This window comes from Kordia sp. (genome assembly GCF_965283645.1).
Classification (GTDB): domain Bacteria; phylum Bacteroidota; class Bacteroidia; order Flavobacteriales; family Flavobacteriaceae; genus Kordia.
Genome location: NZ_CBDIPG010000001.1, coordinates 2556158 through 2578483 on the forward strand (window position 1 = coordinate 2556158; position 22326 = coordinate 2578483).

Here is a 22326-nt window from a genome sequence, read left to right on the forward strand (position 1 = left end):
TTATTGTTTAATAAGATATTTTGCTTCACAATAAAACAATAGCTTTTGTAATGCATCAACAATGACTAACTCTGTATCAGCAAAAGGTTTTGTGAGTTGTTTGATATCATTTTTACATTGATCAACTTCTTCTTGCGTAATTTTTTTAGTTTGAAGTGAAGTATGTAACAACTCAGAAACTGCCGCTAAGTTTTTAGACAATGGTTTTAAAGGTTGTAGTATTGGATTTTTTGAGATTTCCAGGAATGCTTCATGATTCTCAGTCCATCTTACTAAATACGCATTAATTATTGAATAACTTTTAATGTCATTGGTGTCTGTAAATTTTGCTGTGTTTTTATTAAAAATTACAGCATCTTTTGCATCTACTACGCAAGCATCTGCAAATAGCGTAAAAGGAGAAAAAGATTTGTATTCTGTACCACCTTTGTTACGTGAATATACTTTTAACGGTTCGCAAATATTTGATAAGGTAGTTAACGAACTGATGTCTTTACCCTTGGTCATGTTTCGCAAAATGACATCTTTGTTGCGAATGTGTGTGATTCCTAATTCTTCTAAGTATAGGCTTACTTTTTCAAGTCTGCGCAACATATCATCGATATTGTTTACTTCTTTTGCTGACCAGTACCGTTCTGCAATTGCTGCAGTTCTTGGCCAAATTCTTGAATCTATAGTCAACGGAGTTACCAATTCGCTCCACATCGTAGCTTCGGCTCCTAAAATTCGTGTGCGTTCTTCTTTTGTTAATACGGCATCACCAATTGGATCTACCGTATAATGATGTTTTACAGATAGCAATCGGTCAATATAATATCCATTTGAAAGTACTGTGTTATATCCTTTTTTGGCTGCTTCAATTAAGGTACTACTTTGTAAGCCTTCGTTAGTTCCTCTCCAAGAATGAATTACGGCTGTTGTAGGCATGGTTGGTGTCATAATTTCATCCCAACCCATCAACTTTTTACCTAACTTTTTCAAGATTTTTTCAAGTCTGATATTAAAAAAGGTTTGTAAATCATGATTTGTTTTTAGCTGTTGCTGCTTTTTAAATTTTTCAATCTCTTTATTTTCTGTCCAATGTTTTCCCTCGTTTTCATCACCACCTATATGAAAATATGCATCTGGGAATAAAGGTGCAATTTCGGTAAATAGATTTTCCAAGAACACATAGGTTTCTTCTTTAATTGGATTTAAAGTTGGATTAAAAACTCCCGCATATCTTTCAATGCTATATTTGTAATTGTCTTTACTTCCCAATTCAGGATACGCAGTTAATAGTGCAGAAGCGTGACCAGGAACATCAAATTCAGGAATGACTCTTATGCCTAAATCTGATGCATATTTCACTATATCTTTTATTTGTGCTTGTGTATAATACAATCCGTCTGATGCTAATTCTTGTAGTTTTGGATATGTATTAGATTCGACTCTAAATCCCTGATCGTCTGTTAAATGCCAATGAAAAACATTTAGTTTTACGGAAGCCATGGCATCCAAATTTCGTTTTATTACTGCTATGGGTTGAAAATGTCTAGCAACGTCAATCATTAAACCTCTCCAAACAAATCTAGGAGTATCTTGAACGGTAACTCCTGGAAAGTAGTTTTCAGAATTGGTATGCATTGCTAGTTGTAATAAGGTTTCCAAAGCCCTTAAAGCACCAACATCCGTTTTTGCTTGTATCAAAACCTCATCATTTTTAATGTTTAACCTATACGATTCGTCTTGATGTATTGTTAAGTCTGATACTGTTTGAAAGTCAATTTTAATAGCAGCTTTTGGGTTTTTAACAGGAAAACCAGTATCTATAAAAACTCCTGTTCTTTCGGCTAGTCTTCTTAGGAACTTAGTGGCTGCTTTTTGTACTCTTCCTTCCGAATCTTTTCCAAGAATGACTAATGTAAGAGTTTCTTTTATCTTGAATTTAGAATTATTTTCCTGAATTTCTTGTGGCCAAGGCATTAAGTTATACTTCTTTGACAGTGTATGTTGAGAAGTTGCTAATTGACTAAAAAGTCCAATTATTATGATGAAAATAATTCTATTCATTTTTTTAGTTTGATGTATTTTTCTATAATATATCTGTCAATATTAGCATCTTCAACTTTTTCAATTCCAGCTTGGATTAAGGTGTCTCCTTTAAGTTCAATAGTAAAAGAGAATTCCTGTCTTTTAAGTGCTTCAACAGCTGTAAAATTTAATATTTCTGTATAGTTTTTTCCTTTTAAAGTATACGTGCCTGCTCCACCATAAAAGTTTGTATTGCTATTATTTTCTTGATTGAAAAACGCAAAATGACTTTTATTTATAATCTTTACAAACGTTGTATTCGATAGGTCTTTTAGCTTGATAGTATCATTTTCTATAGTTTCTGCATACACCATTTTCCAAGTACCTTCTATATTTGTTGAAGCTTCTTTTTCAACACAACTATAAAGACTGCATAGTAGTAAAAAAAGAAGTGTAATTTTCTTCATTTTTTAAAAATGATATCGTTTAAAAGCTTCTATTGCCGCATAATCAGCCAACCCTAAATCATTGTATTTTTTAGCAGTGAGTCTGTTTCTATCTTCAGCTCTCACCCAAAATTCTCTGGAATCGCCACCTTGAAACATGACTCCATCTTTTTGTGATTGATGATAAAATATGGCATGTCGTTTTTTAAGTATTTGATCAGGACTCATCGGAACAGCCATTTCTATTTCATACGATTCCCATTCGTGCCAAGCACCACGATACAACCAAACCCAACAATCATTCATATAATCATTTGTTTTTAATTGCTCTATGGCTATAAAAAGAGCATCTAAACATATTTTATGCGTTCCGTGCGGATCTGCTAAATCTCCAGCTGCATAAATTTGATGTGGTTTTATTTCGTCAATGATATCTTTCATTATTTGAATATCATTTTCTGTAAGATTACCTTTCTTTATAGTTCCTGTTTCATAAAATGGAAGGTTTAAAAAGTGTACGTTTTTATCTTTTAGCCCTAGATATCTGGTTGCTGCAAGTGATTCACTTTTTCGAATAGCTCCTTTTAACTTGCGGACATCTAATGAATCCATTAGGTCATTGTCTTTTTTGTTCTTTAAAAAGTTAATTATACCATTTACGTTTAAAGAAGTTGGTTCTAAATTTCTAGCGATTTCAGCAAATTTTAGTGCTTCTTCATCAGATACCGCTATATTTCCAGATGTCTGATACGCAACATGAACATCGTGTCCTTGCTCTACCAATCGGTCAAATGTTCCACCCATAGAAATCACATCATCGTCAGGATGTGGACTAAATATGATGATTCTTTTTTTAGCAGGAAATGCACGTTCTGGTCTTTTGGAGTCATCTGCATTTGGTTTTCCTCCAGGCCAACCTGTAATGGTATGTTGTAACTTATTAAACATTTTTATATTCATGTCATAAGCAGAACCTTCTTCTGTTAAAAGGCCTGACATTCCATTGTCGTTGTAATCTTTGTCTGTTAGTTTTAGAAAAGGTTTTTCTAAAAGTTGACTTAACCAAACAACGGCTTTTAGTTTTAAGTTTTCTGTCCAAACACACGAAGTTACCAACCAAGGCGTTTTTACGCGTGTTAATTCGGCAGAAGCTTCTTTGTCTAATATAAATGTTGTGTTTTCGTGTTTTTGTAAGTAGGTAGCAGGCACATTGGCACTTATTTGACCTTCTATTGTTTCTTTAATAATACCACTTTTGTTAATTCCCCAAGCTAGAAGAACGATTCTCTTCGCACTTAAAACAGTTCCAATTCCCATTGTAATGGCTTTTCTCGGCACATTGTCAATTCCTAAAAAAGAAGGCGCAGCATCAACTCGTGTTAAGTGATCTAAGGTAATGATTCGTGTTCCTGAATTTAAGTGTGAACCTGGTTCGTTGAATCCAATATGTCCTGTTCTACCAATTCCAAGCAATTGAAAATCCAATCCGCCAATATCTTTTATTTTGAGTTCATAATCAATACAATATTGGTATAAATCTTCTGTGCTTATTTTGCCATCTGGAATGTTAATATTCTCAGGTAAAATATCTACATGATTAAAAAGATGTTCATGCATAAAGTAATAATAGCTTTGAATATTACTTTTATCCATAGGATAATATTCGTCTAGATTGAATGTAACTACATTTGCAAAACTTAGGTTTTCCTCTTTGTGCATTCGCACTAATTCTTCATATACTTTTATAGGTGAAGAACCTGTAGCTAATCCTAAAACACAGGGTTTGTTTAAGAGTTCTCTTTCTCTTATCAAAGAAGCCATTTCTTGTGCAACAAGAATAGACGCTTCATTTGAGGTTTCAAAAATAACGTTGTGAATTTTTTCAAAACGTGTTTCTTCAAATTTTCCCGCTTTGGTGTACGAAATGTTTTTATAATTTGCGAAATCAACTTCCATTAGTATGGCCTTTCTTTTTTTAAAATTAACTTGTAGGGTTATACAACGAGAACCTAGATTCTCGTTGTATAATACCATATATGGTATAAACTAATTAAACATGAAATATATGAGAGCGTTTTTTTAAAAATTAGGTCCTCCAGTGTCCCACCATAAACGTGTTCCTCCAGTATCAGGACCATTTAAAAGTCCTACTGCAGTTTGCACATTTTCGCTATTGGTGTTTCTTTCATTTTCTACAAAATTAATTCTCCTAATTTGAGTGTTTGTATCTATGGTTCCACCACTGTTATTTACAACCACAGGAAAGATTCTTGGATATCCTGTACGTCTAAATTCGCTCCAAGCTTCTTGCCCGTCAGGAAACATAGCAATCCATTTTTGCGTAATAATTTGTTCTAGTTGTTCTTCATTTGTACCACCAGTATTGTATGCTATTTTAACATCACTTGCGTAAGGAACATTGTTGGTAGCGAATAGAGCATCTACAAAATCGTTAGGTGTACTTGTGTTATCCGTTAAGTAATCTGATATGCCAGAAACACCGTGCTGTGTAAATGATGCTGTAACACCAGCTTCGTAATTTGATTGTGCGCTACCTGCTCCAGCCCAACCTCTTAAAGCTGCTTCTGCTTTTAAGAAGTGTACTTCAGATGCGGTCATCCAAGTGATTGTTTCGCCATCTATAACACTTCCTATAGAAGCATGATCAAGGTATTGTGCTTTTGACTCAATATCGATTCCCATTCGGATTCCTTTGTAATCACCAGTAAGAGTTTCATCTACAGATGGATTGAAATATTTTTCTATTCTCCCATCATTGTATCCTGTTAGTATAGATTCCATTTCTGCTCCCATTCTGATATCTCCCCAAGAACCACTTATCACTGTAATAGGATGTGGAAAACCAGTATTGACAACCATGTCTTCAGTTTCTAATAATCCTGCATTACTAGCTAAGGCTAATTCTCCTTGTGTTTTTGCTAGTGTTGGATTTACTTTTGAAATACGCATTGCTATTCGTAAACGCATACTATTTGCAAACTGTCTCCACTTTGCAATATCACCTGCAAATGTAGATTTATCAAAAGGGATAAACTGAACATCACCAATATAAGGCTCTAAACCGTCAATAGCAGTGCCTAAGTCGTCAAAGAATGCTTGGTATGCTATTTCTTGAGAGTCATATTCTCCTGTTGTTGCAAAATCATCAAATTTGGTATAACGTATTGGACCATATATATCCGACACACGATGCATTGCCGTTACTTTTATGATGTTTGCTAAGTACACAAACTTTATGGCATTAGCATCTCCTGATAATTCTACAGCATTTTTTATGTTTAGTGTTTGTGGCATCACATTTTCATATGCATCAGCCCATGGAAACCCGTTCCATCCATCAACTAACGCATAGGTCATGTTATTTACATTTCCTGCAAATGGTGTTGGAGGCGTCATGTAACCAGAATACACATCTCCTATAAGACCTTGTTGTAGTTGGTAGTTCCAAGCTGGAGTTGCATTAAATACGTTTAAGAACATCGGTTGAAATTCGTTCCCTACGTTATTGTTCATTTGGGTTAAACTTTCTTCAGTAATCCCATTTGGATCAGTATTGATGTCTTGAAAGTCATCAGTACAATTTGACAGGCTCATTGCCGTTAAAATGACAAGTGCGTATTTTATAAATATTTTCTTCATTTTCTTAGAAATTTACATTAATGTTTAAACCGATGCTTCTTGTTGAAGGTTGACCATATATATCAACACCTTGTAATCCTATTCCAGTACTTGAAGCAATATTTGGATCAAATGGAGCATCTTTGTATATAAAGAAAAGGTTGTTTGCAATTACTGACAGGTTCATAGATTCAATGAATTCACTCTTTACAGGAATTTTATAGCTTAAAGACAATTCTCTTAAGTTAACATTTGTAGCATCGTATACATATTCTCCTAATAAACCAGCTCTACCACCTGTTTTTGTGTAATAGTCTTGCGCAGTCATTTGAAGTTGATTTCCGTTGGTATCTACAACATTGATCATACCTCCATTGTTATTTCTAGCATCAGCAGAAGCTTGTGATACTCCGTAAAAATCATTTACAGCTTCCGTAACACTTACTACGTCTCCTCCAAATTTACCATCAATTAAGAAGTTTAAGGTAAAAGCTTTATACGTAAACGTATTGCTCCATCCTAAAGTGAAGTCTGGTTGTGCATGTGCTATAGTTTCAAAGTCAGTAGCTTCAATAGTTAGGTTTCCACTACCGTCATCAGTAACTACGGGTAAACCGTTGGCATCTCTTACAACTGAACGCCCACGGATGCTACCAAAGTCTTCTCCTTCAACTAACGAATATCCATATCCATTTACGCCAGGTCCTGTTAAGATTGCTTCTCCATTATCAAGTGATGGATGTACTGATACAACTTTGTTTTCATTTGAAGCATAGTTTATGGTTGTGTTCCAATTAAAGTTATCACTTACGTATGGTTTTGCATTGATAATTAATTCAATTCCTTTATTGGTAATTTCACCTGCGTTCACGATGTTTTGTGTATATCCTTGTATGTTTGGTTGTGCGGCAATGAAGAATATTTGATTTTCTGTAGTAGAACTATAATATGTGAAATCTACTCCTAATCTGTTTCCAAAAAATCTCCATTCTGTACCGATTTCAAAAGATTTTTGATTTTCAGGTTCCAACGTTTCACCTTCTCTAGGTGCAAATGTTGCTTGATCAGCAGATCCGGTATTACCAATTGTTCGTAAAGGAACTGTTGCATATGCTGGAATGTCTTTACCAACCTCAGCATAAGAAGCTCTAATTTTTGCAAAAGAAATAGATTCTGGCAATTCAAACATTTTTGATAGTATACCTGTTACACCAACTGATGGATAAAAGAATGAATTTGATGCTGTATTTACTAACGTTGAAGACCAGTCAGTTCTACCAGTAACATCTACATATACCATTTCTTTATATCCAAAATTTGCAGCTCCGAATATTGATTGTACTTCTCTATTCGTGACGCTTTGCGATATATTATTCGTCTGTACAAAGTTTGCAATGGTAAATTCGTTTGGAAATCTTAATCCACCATTGGTTCCTGAGTCTAATGTTATTCTGTCACCGATAGAATATTTCGTAAGACTTGTTCCTAAGGTTAATCCGAAATCAAAGTCTTCTGAAAATTGTTTTGTATAGTTCGCTATTAAATCAACATATTGTTGTGTGTTTTCTGTTTTTTCAAGAATGTATCTTCCAGTGTCAGGAACAAAAGTTAAGTCGCTACCAGCATACAATCTTTTATCGAATGTGAAAAATGATTTATCAAAACTCCCTCTAGATTGCAATGAGAAGTTATCATTTACTTGATATTTTACACTAACACTAGCCAACACTCTTTGCGCAATATCTTTACTAGGGTTACGATTTATTAACCAATACGGGTTTTGCTGAATGTTTTCATCAAATGATGTTGCATACTGATCCAGCATATTTGTCGCAGTATTGAAATATTCAAATTGATTTTTGTAGTTATTTAAATCGATCCCTACTGGATTCAAATATAAACCTGTTAAAGGGTTTGAGTATAATCCGTTAGTTGGTCTATTCCAAATTCGCTGATCAGATAAGTTAATGTTGGCTGAAACTTTAATTTTATCATTTAAGAAACTTGCAGTTTCACGTACGTTAATTACGTTTCTGTTAAATCTATTTCCAGGCATTACTCCACCAGCATTTGTATTTGCAAATGAAAAGTACGTTTGTGCTTTTTTATTTCCTGCACTTAAAGAGATTGATTGTATAGAAGTTATTCCTGTATCAAAAAAGTCATCAACAGTATTTGAAAGCCCACCAGTTCTTGCTCCCCAAGATTTAGGGTCAGTAACTCTACCGTTTTCCGCAATTGGTTGTCCTACAGATAATGATTGATATTCAGTTTGTAATTCTGGTAATGAAACCACATTATCAACAGTAAGCGTTGAGCTAAAGTTTACTTTAATCTTACCATCTTTTCCTGTTTTTGTCGTAATAAGAATGACACCATTGGCTCCCTGACTACCATATAATGCAGCGGCAGACGCGCCTTTTAATATCGAAATACTTTCTACGTCATCCGGATTTATTAAAGAAGTAATGTCTCCACCATCTCTATTTCCTGTTTGACTTCCAAAGATATCACCTCCAGGTTGCGCTCCGTTACCATTGTTTAACATTGGCACACCATCTATTACATATAAAGGATCATTATTTGTAGTAGAGGAGTTTCCTCTTAATACAACCTTGGTAGAACCACCAACGCCCGAAGAACTTCTTGTAATTGTTAATCCTGCCGATTTTCCCGATAAACTATTAATAGGGTTTGTTTGTTTAACTGTCGTTAAATCATCTCCTTTGACATCTTGAGCAGCGTACGTAAGTGTTTTTCGTTCCTTTTTGATCCCTAGAGCAGTAACAATAACTGCATCTAATGCTTCTTGGTTATCTTCAAGTTGAACGTTAATGACATTTAAATCGGCTATAGTTACTTGTTTTGTAGTCATTCCTATGAATGAAAATGTCAACACATCTCCGGGAGATGCCAAGATAGAATATTTTCCATCGAAATCTGTTTGTGTTCCTTTTGTGGTTCCTTCTACTGAGATATTTACTCCTGGAATAGGTAGATTATCCGTTTTTGAAGTTACTGTACCTTTAATTTCTGTTTCCTGAGCAAATGAATTTTGCGCTAATAATAGGAAAAAAGAAAACAAAAATAACACTCGTAAATTTTGTTTCATAATGTTGGTTATTTACAATTTTATGATGCCAAAGTATTTCAATCAAAATTTATTAGGAAAAAAAATATATAAACAACATTATTTTACACATAGACGACAATGAACTAAAGACTAACGATTTTTAGAAAATAAAGAATAATCAATTTTATTGTTAATTAATTATTATATCGTTAAAATTGCTGTATAAATTAAAGATTTATTATTAAAAAAACTGACAAACGTGCTTAAATCTATCTTAAAAGAAAGCTCAAACCATACCATACCATACCACGAAAATATCATATTGCTTTTTGGGTAGGATACTTTATGCTTAACTTCATTAGATGGGGAAGTTATTATCAGGATTATTGGTATTCGTTTAAATCAAACTTACTAACCGTTACTATTGGAGCCGTGTTGGTATACGTCAATATTTATTTCTTATTTCCAAAATTCATTTTGAATAAAAAGTACGCGAGTTATATACTATACTTTTTTATAACGCTTAGTATTTTTTATGTGGTACGAACCGAATTAATTTATGCGCTAATTAACGAAAATGTTTGGCCAGAATCTGAAACACCACAAAATGCATACTCTTTTAACCATATCATAGTTGTTTTTATGATAGGGATTTATGATGTGGCACTCGTTACGATGCTAAAATTGACTTCTGATTGGATTTTTGAGCGAAAAAGAACAGAACGATTAAAGGAAGTACAAATGAGAACCGAATTGAACCTTTTAAAATCTCAAATACAACCACACTTTTTCTTTAATACTTTAAATAGTTTGTATGCTTTGGCAATTGATAAATCAGAAGATACTCCTAGAGTTATTTTGAAATTATCAGATATGATGCAGTATGCTTTGTACGAAGTCAAAGGTTCAAAAGTGAGCTTATTAAAAGAAATAAATCATATCAATAATTATATAGATATAGAAAAGATGCGATTTAGTGATCGTATAGAATCTGATATGAATATCACAGGAGATATAGATGATGTCGAAATTCCTCCCTTACTTTTTCTATCATTTGTAGAAAATTGTTTTAAACATGGTTTGAAAGGTGTTGATAAAATACATATTGATATCTGTTTTGAAATTACCAACGACAATTATTTAGAATTTAAACTAGCTAACAATTTTAATTCAAACGATACAGACCAAGAAAAAAATCATGGCATTGGAATTATGAATTCCGAAAGAAGGTTAACATTGTTGTTCGACAATGATTTTGTCCTAAACACTAAAATAGAAGACAACACATACAATTTATTTTTAAAGATTCCAGTACTATGAAAATTAAGTGCGTTATAATAGATGATGAACATTTGGCCATTCAGGTTATAGAAAATCACTTAAAGAGTTTTGACCATATTGAAATCGTAGCCACCTTTAACAATCCGCTAAAGGCCTACCCTGTATTAGAACAGGAAAAAATTGATGTGATATTTTTAGATATCAATATGCCACAAATGACTGGCTTTAAGTTTATAGAAAATCTGAGTTACAAACCGCTAATTGTTATTACAACAGCTTATCGTGAATATGCTGTAAAAAGCTTTGAATTGAATGTATTAGATTATTTAGTAAAGCCAATTCCATTTGACCGATTTTTAAAAACAATCAATAAAATATACCAACAAGTGTATATGAATAATGCAACCACAGATGTAGGATTGCAACAAGAGCCACACATTTTTTTAAAGGTGAATAAAAAGTTAGTGAAAGTAAATTTCAGTGATATTTTATTTATAGAAAGTCTTAAAGATTATATTAAAGTCAATACGACACTTGGCGATTATGTTGTTCATAAATCACTTTCTGCAATTACTGAAGAATTACCACAATCGAGTTTTTTAAGAATTCACCGATCGTATACCATATCTATTAATAAAATAACTGCTTTAGAAGGCAATACCGTTGAAATTTTAAACAAAAAAATTCCAATAGGTAGAAACTATCTTAAAATTACCAAACAGCGTATTTTCAATATTAATGATGATGCCAAAAATTAACTAACTACTAACTTATTATAATGTCTACAACGAACGATACATTAAAAAAATCAACATTAATTCCAATTCTAATCATTGCTGGCTTATTCTTTATTTTTGGCTTTGTAACTTGGATTAATGGAGCTTTAATTCCATATATGAAAACCATTAATGAGTTAACCGATACACAATCATATTTGGTTGCTTCTGCTTCATACATCTCATTTGTTATCATGGCTTTGCCTGCGTCTTATATTATTAAAAAGATAGGATTCAAAAATGGAATGTCACTAGGTTTACTAGTCATGGCAATTGGAGCGTTGATTTTTGTTCCAGCTGCTGGCGCAAGAACCTATTGGATGTTTTTGGTTGCTATTTTTATTCAAGGAATTGGCATGACCTTATTACAAACTGCTTCCAATCCATATATAACTATACTAGGTCCTATAGAAAGTGGTGCCAAACGAATTGCTATTATGGGAATTGCCAATAAAGTAGCTGGAGCGTTGGGTTCGGTTATTTTTGGAGCTATATTATTAACTGGAATTGATGACGTAAAAGAAAAATTAACCACAATTAGTGAGGTCGAAAAAGATCAATTACTAAATACAACTGCAGATAGTGTTGTAATGCCTTATGTAATCATGGCAATTGTATTGGTTATACTTGGCTTGCTAATTAGAAAAGCGCCACTACCTCATGTAGAAGCAGCACCAATAGAAGAATCTAAAGATGGAGAGAAATCAAAAACAAGTATTTTTCAATTTCCTCATTTATGGTTAGGTGTCTTGGCTTTGTTTGTATATGTTGGCGTGGAAGTAATTGCTGGTGATACAATTATTGCGTATGGTATTGCTTTAGACATTCCTACGGAACAAGCTAAATTCTTTACATTATTAACGCTCATGGCTATGGTATTTACATATGCATTAGGAGTTTTCTTAATTCCAAAATATATCAGTCAAGCATTTGCTTTAAAAGCTAGCGCAATACTGGGAATTCTACTATCATTTGCTATTGTTTTTACAAGCGGATTTACCTCAGTTCTTTTTGTCGCCGCCTTAGGTTTTGCCAATGCATTGGTATGGCCAGCAGTTTGGCCTTTAGCCTTAACAGGATTAGGGAAATTTACAAAAACTGCCGCAGCATTATTAATCATGGGAATTTCTGGTGGTGCTATTCTTCCTCTCTTATATGGCGTCTTAGTTGATAACAAAAAAGAACAGCTTATTTCTACTGGCATCAATGAAATATCTGCCACAGCAGCAGCAGCTTCGCACGGATATTGGATATTACTTCCATGTTACATAATCATTTTATACTATGCATTTTTTGGACATACAGTAGGGCTTAAAAAATCTTAATATAGCTGTCTCATGAAGAAAGAAAGAATAGCTTCCGTAGACATTTTAAGAGGAATTACAATTGTAGCAATGATTCTAGTAAATACGCCTGGAACATGGTCTAATGTATATGCGCCACTACTTCATGCGGAATGGCATGGTTTAACACCTACTGACTTAATTTTTCCTTTCTTTTTGTTCATTGTAGGAATCTCTATAGCATTCGCCTACAAGAACAAGACAAAAACATCAAAGACGTATAAAAAGGTTTTTATACGAAGTTTAAAGCTCATTGGTTTAGGCTTATTTCTCAATCTATTTCTACCCTATTTTCCGTTCATTACAGATATGGAAACTTTAAGAATCCCTGGGGTTTTACAACGGATTGGTATTGTATTTTGCATTTCGGCAATATTATATTTGCATTGTAATTGGAAAGTTATATTAGGGCTATCAATAGCTACGTTACTACTCTATTGGGGCTTTTTAGGTTTTTTCCCTTTTCCAGATGGTACATTGCCGACTTTTGACAGAGCACCTAACAATTGGGTTAATTATATCGATCTAAACATTTTAGGAAAACATATGTGGAAACCTGATTATGATCCAGAAGGTATTTTAAGTACAATTCCTTCGGTAATAACATGCTTATTCGGGATATTGATAGGCAAAGTATTGATGAGTTACCAAAATAAAAAAGAAATTATGCTTTTTGTAATAGCAATTGGCTTACTCATTAGTGGATATATTTTTAGTTATTGGTTTCCTATAAACAAAACACTTTGGAGTAGTAGTTTTGTATTAGTGACAAGTGGTTGGGCAGTTTTAATACTCTCAATAGTCTATTTTATTACAGATGTATTAAATATAAAATTTGGCGGAATTTTTAAATACGTTGGCACGAATGCAATTACCATTTATTTCTTGTCTAGCTTTATTTCTAAAGTATTCTATCTAACAAAAGTTGGAGAAAATGAAAATATACATTCATATCTATTTAAAAACATATTTGCACAATCTTTTCTAAGTCCAGAAATGTCTTCCTTGCTGTATGCTTTAGTTGTGGTATTGTTTTACATGTTGCTTGGGTATATCTTATTCAAGAAAAAGATTATTATTAAAGTCTGATAATACCTTGACAAACATTTTCTTGTAAGCAGTTTTTCTCACTCTTTTAAACCAATAAACTTCAAAAAAAGATGCTTTTTTAAGAAGAAATAAAACCCTATTCTAAAACTTAAAACTGTCGCCTAAAGTAATTATTAAAAAATTAACACAACCATTCAAATCTTAAATTCCATATATTTGATTTTAACTGTAACGATAGTATAATTGAAAGCAATTACAAAATACTGGTTTTTGGAAGGTTTCAACCTTTTTAAGAAACTCGGAATGTTCAATATGATGAAGATTTGTGAGATTCTAGAGATGGATACCATTGAAAAAGGAAAATCCATTGAACTCAATGATGAACATAAGAATAGTGTTTTCTTTCTAAAAAAAGGGAGCGTTAAAATTGTAAACACTACAAATGATACCGTAAAATATGTTGTAAAACGTGGTAATATCTTTGGCGAACTTGCGCTTTACAACAAAGAAGCGGCAACCGAAGAAGCGGCTTATGCATTAGAAGACTGCATAATCTGTTACATAGAAGCTGAACAAATGGAACAACTAATGGAAAAGCATCAATCCCTTAAAAATGGAGTGCTTAAAATTTACGGTCTACGGATTCAAAAACTAGAACGACGACTTCACGATTTGTTATATAAAGATAGCTCCACAAGAATTAAAGAGTTTATTACTGATTATTTAGAAGAATTTGGTGAAGTAAACAAAGATGGAAAGTCAATCGCTAAAAACTTACTTTCACATAAAGAAATTGCAAACCTGACCAATACTTCAAGACAAACAGTGAGCAATGTACTAAGTTTAATGAGGAAAGAAGGCATTATAGAGTATAATGGTCAGTTTATTTCAAACACTAAATAGGAGCCTGTAACAGCTTGTAGAATCATACAAATTGATAAAAAATTTTTGATTTAACTAACTCGTTGTTTAGATTTGTTTTTATAAATACATAAATGTCAAGAAAAAAACAATATATTGAAGAAGATGTGGTTGAAAAAGCCATGCATGTATTTTGGATAAAAGGCTATGAACATACTTCAATGCAAATGCTTGAGAAACAAATGGGAATTAATAAATTTTCTATCTATTCAAGCTTTGGAAGTAAAAAAGGTCTTTTTATTGAAAGTTTGAAATTTTATAGAAAAAAAGTAAGTGAAATAACAAAAGAGCTTGAAACATCTACGGCTGGAATTTTAGCTATAAAGCAGTATTTCTATAAGTTTTTAAAACTTTCGGCTGGAAATGGATTTGGTAAAGGTTGTTTAATTACGAATACTTTAAATGAAATGGATATAGAGACTGATACTGAAATAGTAGCACAAGTTGAAGGTTTCCGTAATCAAATAAGGCAATTATTTTATAACAAACTGATGCTTGAAAAGTATAAAGATTCAGCGCTCGTAGAAAATCAAGCAGATTATTTATTAATTTCTATGATTGGTTTATCATCGGCATCAAAAATTTGTGATGCTGCCCAATTAGAAAACTATATAGAGAATACATTTAAGAGTCTATAATTTTTTCGCCTATAACTAAACGCGTAGTTAGAATTATTAGTCTGATTATTAGTGTTTAATAAGAATGTGTTTTTAAATTTATTTAGAACAAATGAAATCTAAACTTGTTAAAATATGGGAGAAATTTAAGGTATTATTTAAACAAGGTTTAACACCTAAACAATTAGCATTGAGTTTAGTAGTTTCAGCATTGGTTTCTATTTACCCGATTTTTGGAATAAGTACCATAGCTTTAACATGTATAGCACTACCATTTAGACTTAATTTACCAATAATGATTGCTTTTAGTTATATAATAGAACCATTAAAAATTATAACACTTATTCCTTTTATAAATATAGGAGCACGTGTTTTTGGTACAAAACATACGTTACTCTCTTTTGAAGCCATAAAAGCAAGTTATGAAATAGGTTTTTGGAGTACAGTAAGAGAATTATCTTATGAATTGCTGTGTGGGACTGTAGGCTGGATATTAACCGCAATTCCTTTAGGTATAGTGTTTTATTTTATTTTGAAAGTAATTTTAACATATTTCGACAAACACAAAACCAACCAATTAATAGCTAAATGAAACTAACTAAAATTTTAGGATATCTAGGTCTTTTCGCATCTATTCTTGTTGGATTAGGTGAGTATTTTCTACACTATTCAAGCTCAATTTTAGAGCATTCTAAGGATTATGAGTTTTTCAAATTTGTATCATTAAACAATTTGACCACAGGACATTTTTTGGCAGTTATTGGCGTACCTTTTTACTATGCTGGATACATACACATATACAGAATGCTCAAATCTGGTAATGAAACTTTAGCCAAGCTAGTTTTGGCAATTGGTTTTATTGCATTTACAGTTGGTGGTATTTGGATTGGCTCACGCGCTTCAATTGGTAATATTGTACATTTAAAAGACACCATGAATGCATCAACGTATCAAAATCTATTGACACATTACACAGATCACATGGAAATATTGGTAAAAGCACTTCGTGTAATAATTGCTTCATTATCCGTTGTATTTGCAATTGCAATTCTAAAAGGTGGTACGTATTATAAAAAATGGATGGCAATTTTTAGCCCAATTGTGATACTCATTTTATTAGTCATTATAGGAAAGCTAATTCCTTCTCTAGGAAAACATATGCTTCCGATTTTAATGAATGTAACCCATTTCATTTTATTTACGCTTTCTCTTATTCAGTTAAAAAACTATACCAAAAACCATCAAAATGCTTAAAAAAATACTTAAAGTAATCGGTGTTATCATTCTTCTGTTAATCATTTTTGTTCTAGGTTTCTTTTGGAGAGATTCAGTTTCGGACAAATACGACATCACAATAGATGATAGTAAAATTCCTTTATTTGAAGAAATTGCACTCGATTTTAAGCATCAATACAACGGAGAAAAATCATTACCATTAGCACCTTCCGCATTAATAGACATTAATAATGACCATGTAGATGAAGTCTTTTTTGGAGGTGGAATGAATCAAGAAGATGCAATTTTTGCCTATCGAAACAATAAATTTGTCAATATTTCTTCGGAAGTCAATTTGCCTAAAAAAGGAAACACAGTAACTACTGTTGGTATAGTTTCTGCCGATTTTGATAACAATGGATTTACGGATATTCTTCTTGGTAGAGAAGATGGATTAACTATTTATTACAATACGGATGGAAAATTTACACCTAAAAAAATTGACACACCCATAAACGAAAACCAACACCTGCAGGACTAACTGTTGGTGATATTGATAAAGATGGTGATTTAGATATTTTCATGGCAACCTATCTTAAAAAGGAGCTTATGGAAGGACAAACCATTTTTGAAGATTATACTTATGGGTCAACAAGTGAATTGCTTTTAAATACAGGAAACGAAAATTTCGTAAGCATCACTAAACAAGCAGGTTTAGACTATGTGCACAATACATTTCAAGGTATTTTTGTAGATATAGATAATGATTCTTGGTTAGATTTGGTGGTGGCGCACGACACAGGAGAAGTTCGTACCTATAAAAACAATGGAGACCTTACCTATACAATGAAACCGAACCCATTAACCAAAAAATTTGCCTATCCAATGGGAATTGCTGTTGGCGATTATAATAATGACGGTTTAGTCGATTTTATGTTCTCAAACACAGGAAGTACCTTACCTCGCTTTTTAGCAAAAGGAGACATAAAAGATGCTTCTCTATTCAATGAAAAATGGATTCTCTTTAGAAATGATGGAGACTTTAAATTTACAGATACTGCCGAAGAAACTAAAATTGCAGACTACGAGTTTTCTTGGGGTTGCACCTTTGCCGATATGAATAATGATGGATTGCAAGACCTTATGGTTGCCGAAAACTATGTGGATTTAGCACCGAATAAACTCTTTAGACTGCCTGGCAGATTCTTAGTTCAAAAAGAAGATGGCACTTTTGCTCCAACCGAAGAAAAAAGTGGAGTTGTTAATCCTTATTTTGGAATCACTTCGTTAGTGAGCGATTTTAATCAAGACGGTTATTTAGACATGATTTGGGTAAACATTGATACACCTTCGTTAGCTTACATAAATAAAGGCGGAAGCAACAACTATCTACAAATAGATTTAGGAGAATCTGTCAATGCACAAGGTGCAAAAGTAACCGTAACTACACCAACAAAAACACTAACTGAATGGCTGGTAACTGGAGAAGGATTGGCGAGTGACCAAACCGCATTGCTTCAATTTGGATTGGGTACAGAAACTACGGTTTCAAGCATTAAAGTATGGTTAGCAAACGATACAGAGATTAGTATTAATAACCCAAAAATCAATAGTATTATTAATTTAAAATCAGCAGTTGAGAAAGACGATACAACTTTAGAGATATCTAAAGAAAATACGCAACAAAATTAAATGACTATAACATAACATCTAAAAATCTAATAAATACGAGCAAAGTGTCGTCTAAAGTAACTATCAAAATTTAAGTATTTTCTAGTTCTTAGAAAAAAGTTTAGCTTGCCTCATACTACTTTAAAAACAGTTTCAAATAGTGTGAATACAATGTTGAAGGTTAACACATTTTTGTTTTTTTAATAAAAAACGAATAGTACAAATTAAAAATAAATGTCAAAAAAAATCACATACTACAGCATTCTTACTATCCTAATTATAGGATTATTTGGTGCTGGCGGATTAGTTTTTGAAGAATTTAAAACAGGTGAAGGTTGTCCTAAAATAATGCACATACCAATATGTTTAGTAGTCCTAATCTGTTTTATCATTCCACTGATAGCACATCTCTTAAACAAATGGAATGTCTTATATTTTCTATTTACAGGAGTAGCAGGAAGCATTGCTTTAATTGCTTCAATCATGCAATTTACGGGAAATGCCGAATGTCCAAAAACAGCTTCTGGCACACCAATGTGTTACTATTCTTTACTGCTTTTTAGCAGTTTAATTATACTTAAAATTATTCTTATCAAAACCTATAAAACCAACCAAAAATGAAAACTCTAGTAATTAACTCAATCCTTTTGCTGTTCTTTGTTTTCACTTGTCATGCCCAACAAGACTCAAACACACTTCCAAACAAGGAAGTCTCGCATACATTTTATGCGACAGGTAATCTTGGAATTAATAATACTAATGAAAACAATACTGTAATCAATGCGCTTAAAAACGGAATGCAAAAAGATGGCAATTCAACATTGCTACTACTAGGAAACAATGCTAGTAAAAATGGCTTTTCAAAAGATGATGCAATTGGCAAACGGACTATTGATTCTTATGCTACGATGCTAAAATCATTTTCTGATAGAATTGTAATAATTCCAGGATATACCGATTGGCAAAACGGATTAAAAAGCTTAAAAGCGCAAGAAGATTATTTAGAAAAAGTTTTTAAAAACAAAAATATATTTCAACCAGAAAAAGGTTGTCCTATTGAAAAAATAGAAATCAATGATGATGTTGATCTATTAATTTTGGACTCTCAATGGGCTTTACAAGATTGGGATAACATTCCTAATATTAACGACCATTGCGACATAAAAAACAAAACAGAATTTTATGTAGAAGTAGAACACGAAATTGTTAAAAGTCAAGGAAAAACAGTTCTAATTGCTGTATATCATCCTATTGCTTCGTATGGAAAATATGGAAATTCGTTTTCTTTTGGTATCAATCCTCAAAAATTAAATAACAAATACTATAAAGAATATAGCGATCGCTTATTAACGATTGCTCAACAATCTAAAAATGTTGTTTTTCTTTCTGGTCATGAGCAAAATATGCAATTTATTGTAGATAAAAATATACCCGTAATTATTAGTGGTGCTGGCGGTGAAATAGAAGATGCAAAAAAAGGCAAAAAGAGTAAAGCCGCAATTAATGAAAACGGATTTACCAAAATAATAGAGTACAAAGATGGTTCCATGTGGATGGCTTTTTATGGTGCATCTAACAATTTTAGTTCGCCTCTATTTGCATCTGAAGTGATTGCTCCTGCGGAAACCGCAACTATTTCAGAATATAACGAAGAAAAAACACCTCAATATGTAAACGCTTCTATTTATAAACCGGAAGAGTTAGATCGTTCAGGTTTCTACAAAATGCTTTGGGGACAACACTTTAGAGAAGATTACAAAACACCTATTCACATAAAAACAGCATTATTAGACACACTGTATGGTGGACTTTCCATCATGAGAAAAGGTGGTGGACACCAAACAAACTCGTTACGTTTGGAAACGAAAGATGGAAGAGAATTTGCCATGCGTTCCGCAAAGAAAAGTGCCCTACGATTTATACAATACTTTATCTTTAAAACCGAATATTTAGAACCTGATGTTGAAGACACTTATTTTATTCAATTGCTTCAAGATTATTGGACAACCGCTAATCCGTATGGTTCGCTTACTATAGGTGATATGGCTGATGCATTAAATATATATCATGCAAATACGGAGCTATATTACATACCAAAACAAAAAGCATTGGGAATACATAACGAAGATTATGGCGATAAAATTTATTTTATTGAAGAACGTATTACAGATGGTCACAAAGATGTAGCAAGCCTTGGTAACACAAATAAAATTGAAAGCACAACAAAACTATTAGAAAAGTTAAGAAAAAAAGATAAAATTGAAATTAATGAAGCTCTTTACATAAGATCGAGATTATTTGACAATATCATTGGTGACTGGGACAGACACGCAGACCAATGGCGTTGGGCAGTTCAAGAACAAAAAAATGGCATAGACCTTTACGAACCAATACCCAGAGATAGAGATCAGGTTTTTTCAGATTTTGATGGTTTCATGCTTGGCGCATTAACAATCTTAAGTCCGCCAATGCGTTTTATGCAACGTTATGATGGCACTTACAATTCTACAAAATGGTTCAATGATGCTGGTGATGATGTAGATTTAGCAGTTTTAACAAACCATACCCAAGAAGATTGGTTGCGGGAAGCTCGTTTTATCAAAGAAAATCTTACCGAAGAAGTTATAAACAAAGCTTTTCGTAATTTCCCAAAAGAAATAGATCAGAAAAAAGTAGAAAGAACTAGAAAGGCATTGTTGGGTCGTTTAGCTAAAGTAGAAGAAAACGCAGTTAATCTCTACGAATATTTACGCTCTTGTGTCTTAATAACAGGAACAGACAAAAAAGATCATTTTGTCATCACACGAAAACCAAATGGTATTACGAATGTATCAGGTTTTAGAATGAAAAAAGGAAAAATGAGCACTAAATTTTGGGATGTAGATTATGACAAATCGGTCACCAATGAATTGTGGATTTACGGATTGGATGATGAAGATATCTTTGAAGTCAATGGTGAAAGTAACAAATACATCAAAATTAAAATAATTGGAGGACAAAATAACGATACTTATATCGTTAACAACAAAAGAAACCTTCGTGTATTTGACCAGAAATCAAAACCAAATACATTTAAAAATGCTGTATCCAAAACACTTACAGATGACTATGACTTAAATACTTATTACTTTAAAAAGAATAGAAGAGACATACAAAATACATTGCCAATCATTGCTTCAAACCCAGATGACGGATTAAAAATTGGAGCCGTTTTCAACTATACAAAAAACTCATTATATCGCAATCCATTTACAGCAAAACATAGTTTAAGCGCTGTTTTTATTACGGAAACTTCTGGTGTTGAAATTGACTATTCTGGTGAGTTCGCAAATATATTCGAAAAAGTAAACTTAGGAATAAATGCTGGCTACACAAGTTCAAGCTATACAAATAACTTCTTTGGTTTTGGAAATGAAACAGTAAACTTGGAAGATGAATTTGACTTAGATTTTAATCGTGTGAGACTACAAACACTCTACTTTTCACCATCATTAATATTTAGAGGCTATTATGGAAGCGAAATAAAAGTAGGAGTAAGCTATGAAAGCATTGAGGCCGAAAACATCGCAGGCAGATTTATAGAAACTGCGGCTGTAAATCCAGAAGTCTTTAACGGACAGGATTTCTTTGGAATTGAAGCATCGTACGAATACAAAAACTTCGATAATGAAGCAATGCCTAAATCGGGAATTGGGTTTAAACTAACCGCTGGTTACAAAGCTAATTTTGATGAAGACAGAAGTTTTCCATATATTATCCCTGAAATTCGTCTTACCAAAAAAATAGACAAGCGTGGTATTTTAGTATTTGCTACAAAAGTTAAGGCACATTTTAATCTAAGCAATGAGTTTGAATTTCATCAAGCAGCATCAATTGGAGATGGTAACGGATTAAGAGGTTTTAGACAAGAACGTTTCAGTGGAAAAAGTTCATTCTATCACAATTCGGATGTAAGACTCTTATGCGGAAAAATACGCAACGCCTTTATTCCAATAGCATATGGCTTCTACGGTGGGTTTGACTATGGTCGCGTTTGGTTAGATACCGATAACTCTAGTAAATGGCACACATCACCAGGTGGTGGAGTATTCTTCAACATTGCTGGCTTTACCACAGCCAACTTCGGATACTTCAGTTCTGATGAAGGCGGTAGATTAAACATACTTTTAAGTCTAGCATTTTAATAATAAAAACAAATAAAAACGAGCATGCTAAAAATATTATCACCCAAGAAAATGATTAATAGCGAACAGCATGTGTCCTTAAAAAAACAATAAGTAT

At 32.8% G+C, this 22326-nt stretch carries 17 protein-coding genes; 12 read left to right on the forward strand and 5 right to left on the reverse strand.

Features of this window, described 5'->3' with window-relative positions; genetic code table 11:
* The 5 genes from ACQ654_RS11280 to ACQ654_RS11300 form a co-directional block, all read right to left on the reverse strand.
* A complete protein-coding gene (locus ACQ654_RS11280; RefSeq protein WP_430410434.1) occupies window positions 1-2052 on the reverse strand; it encodes a beta-N-acetylhexosaminidase in 2052 nt (683 codons plus the stop codon).
* On the reverse strand, window positions 2049-2480 hold the full coding sequence (locus tag ACQ654_RS11285; protein ID WP_430410435.1) for a hypothetical protein: 432 nt from the start codon (window positions 2478-2480) through the stop codon (window positions 2049-2051). The genes ACQ654_RS11280 and ACQ654_RS11285 overlap by 4 nt, the downstream gene beginning before the upstream one ends.
* A gap of 3 nt (window positions 2481-2483) precedes the next feature.
* Window positions 2484-4415 carry a glucosamine-6-phosphate deaminase gene (gene nagB, locus ACQ654_RS11290; RefSeq protein WP_430410436.1) on the reverse strand — a complete coding sequence of 644 codons (1932 nt, stop codon included), beginning with the start codon at window positions 4413-4415 and terminating at the stop codon, window positions 2484-2486.
* 123 nt (window positions 4416-4538) lie between these two features.
* Window positions 4539-6119: a RagB/SusD family nutrient uptake outer membrane protein gene (locus ACQ654_RS11295; protein WP_430410437.1), complete on the reverse strand. Its 1581-nt coding sequence runs from the start codon at window positions 6117-6119 to the stop codon at window positions 4539-4541.
* A gap of 4 nt (window positions 6120-6123) precedes the next feature.
* Entirely contained in the window at window positions 6124-9210 is a 3087-nt protein-coding gene (locus ACQ654_RS11300; RefSeq protein WP_430410438.1) for a SusC/RagA family TonB-linked outer membrane protein, read from the reverse strand.
* Window positions 9211-9516: 306 nt separating this feature from the next.
* On the opposite strand from ACQ654_RS11300, the gene ACQ654_RS11305 reads away from it, so the two are divergent.
* The 12 genes from ACQ654_RS11305 (at window position 9517) to ACQ654_RS11360 (ending at window position 22229) form a co-directional block, all read left to right on the forward strand.
* A complete protein-coding gene (locus ACQ654_RS11305; RefSeq protein WP_430410439.1) occupies window positions 9517-10491 on the forward strand; it encodes a sensor histidine kinase in 975 nt (324 codons plus the stop codon).
* A complete protein-coding gene (locus ACQ654_RS11310; RefSeq protein ID WP_430410440.1) occupies window positions 10488-11210 on the forward strand; it encodes a LytR/AlgR family response regulator transcription factor in 723 nt (240 codons plus the stop codon). The genes ACQ654_RS11305 and ACQ654_RS11310 overlap by 4 nt, the downstream gene beginning before the upstream one ends.
* Before the next feature lie 20 nt (window positions 11211-11230).
* Complete coding sequence (locus ACQ654_RS11315) at window positions 11231-12553, forward strand: sugar MFS transporter (RefSeq protein ID WP_430410441.1); 1323 nt, start codon at window positions 11231-11233, stop codon at window positions 12551-12553.
* Between the two features lie 12 nt (window positions 12554-12565).
* Window positions 12566-13660: an acyltransferase family protein gene (locus tag ACQ654_RS11320; protein WP_430410442.1), complete on the forward strand. Its 1095-nt coding sequence runs from the start codon at window positions 12566-12568 to the stop codon at window positions 13658-13660.
* 204 nt (window positions 13661-13864) lie between these two features.
* Window positions 13865-14524 (forward strand): Crp/Fnr family transcriptional regulator, encoded by a 660-nt coding sequence (locus ACQ654_RS11325; protein ID WP_430410443.1) that lies wholly within the window; start codon window positions 13865-13867, stop codon window positions 14522-14524.
* A gap of 92 nt (window positions 14525-14616) precedes the next feature.
* Complete coding sequence (locus tag ACQ654_RS11330) at window positions 14617-15180, forward strand: TetR/AcrR family transcriptional regulator (RefSeq protein ID WP_430410444.1); 564 nt, start codon at window positions 14617-14619, stop codon at window positions 15178-15180.
* Between the two features lie 91 nt (window positions 15181-15271).
* Window positions 15272-15751 carry a DUF2062 domain-containing protein gene (locus tag ACQ654_RS11335; RefSeq protein WP_430410445.1) on the forward strand — a complete coding sequence of 160 codons (480 nt, stop codon included), beginning with the start codon at window positions 15272-15274 and terminating at the stop codon, window positions 15749-15751.
* Entirely contained in the window at window positions 15748-16413 is a 666-nt protein-coding gene (locus tag ACQ654_RS11340) for a DUF6796 family protein (RefSeq protein ID WP_430410446.1), read from the forward strand. Before ACQ654_RS11335 ends, ACQ654_RS11340 begins: the two co-directional genes overlap by 4 nt.
* Window positions 16406-16915, forward strand: a complete 510-nt coding sequence (locus ACQ654_RS11345; protein WP_430410447.1) for an FG-GAP repeat domain-containing protein — start codon at window positions 16406-16408, stop codon at window positions 16913-16915. The genes ACQ654_RS11340 and ACQ654_RS11345 overlap by 8 nt, the downstream gene beginning before the upstream one ends.
* 68 nt (window positions 16916-16983) lie before the next feature.
* A complete protein-coding gene (locus ACQ654_RS11350; protein WP_430410448.1) occupies window positions 16984-18066 on the forward strand; it encodes a CRTAC1 family protein in 1083 nt (360 codons plus the stop codon).
* A gap of 213 nt (window positions 18067-18279) precedes the next feature.
* Window positions 18280-18666 (forward strand): hypothetical protein, encoded by a 387-nt coding sequence (locus ACQ654_RS11355; protein ID WP_430410449.1) that lies wholly within the window; start codon window positions 18280-18282, stop codon window positions 18664-18666.
* Window positions 18663-22229: a metallophosphoesterase gene (locus tag ACQ654_RS11360; RefSeq protein ID WP_430410450.1), complete on the forward strand. Its 3567-nt coding sequence runs from the start codon at window positions 18663-18665 to the stop codon at window positions 22227-22229. The genes ACQ654_RS11355 and ACQ654_RS11360 overlap by 4 nt, the downstream gene beginning before the upstream one ends.
* The last annotated feature ends 97 nt before the right edge of the window (window positions 22230-22326 follow it).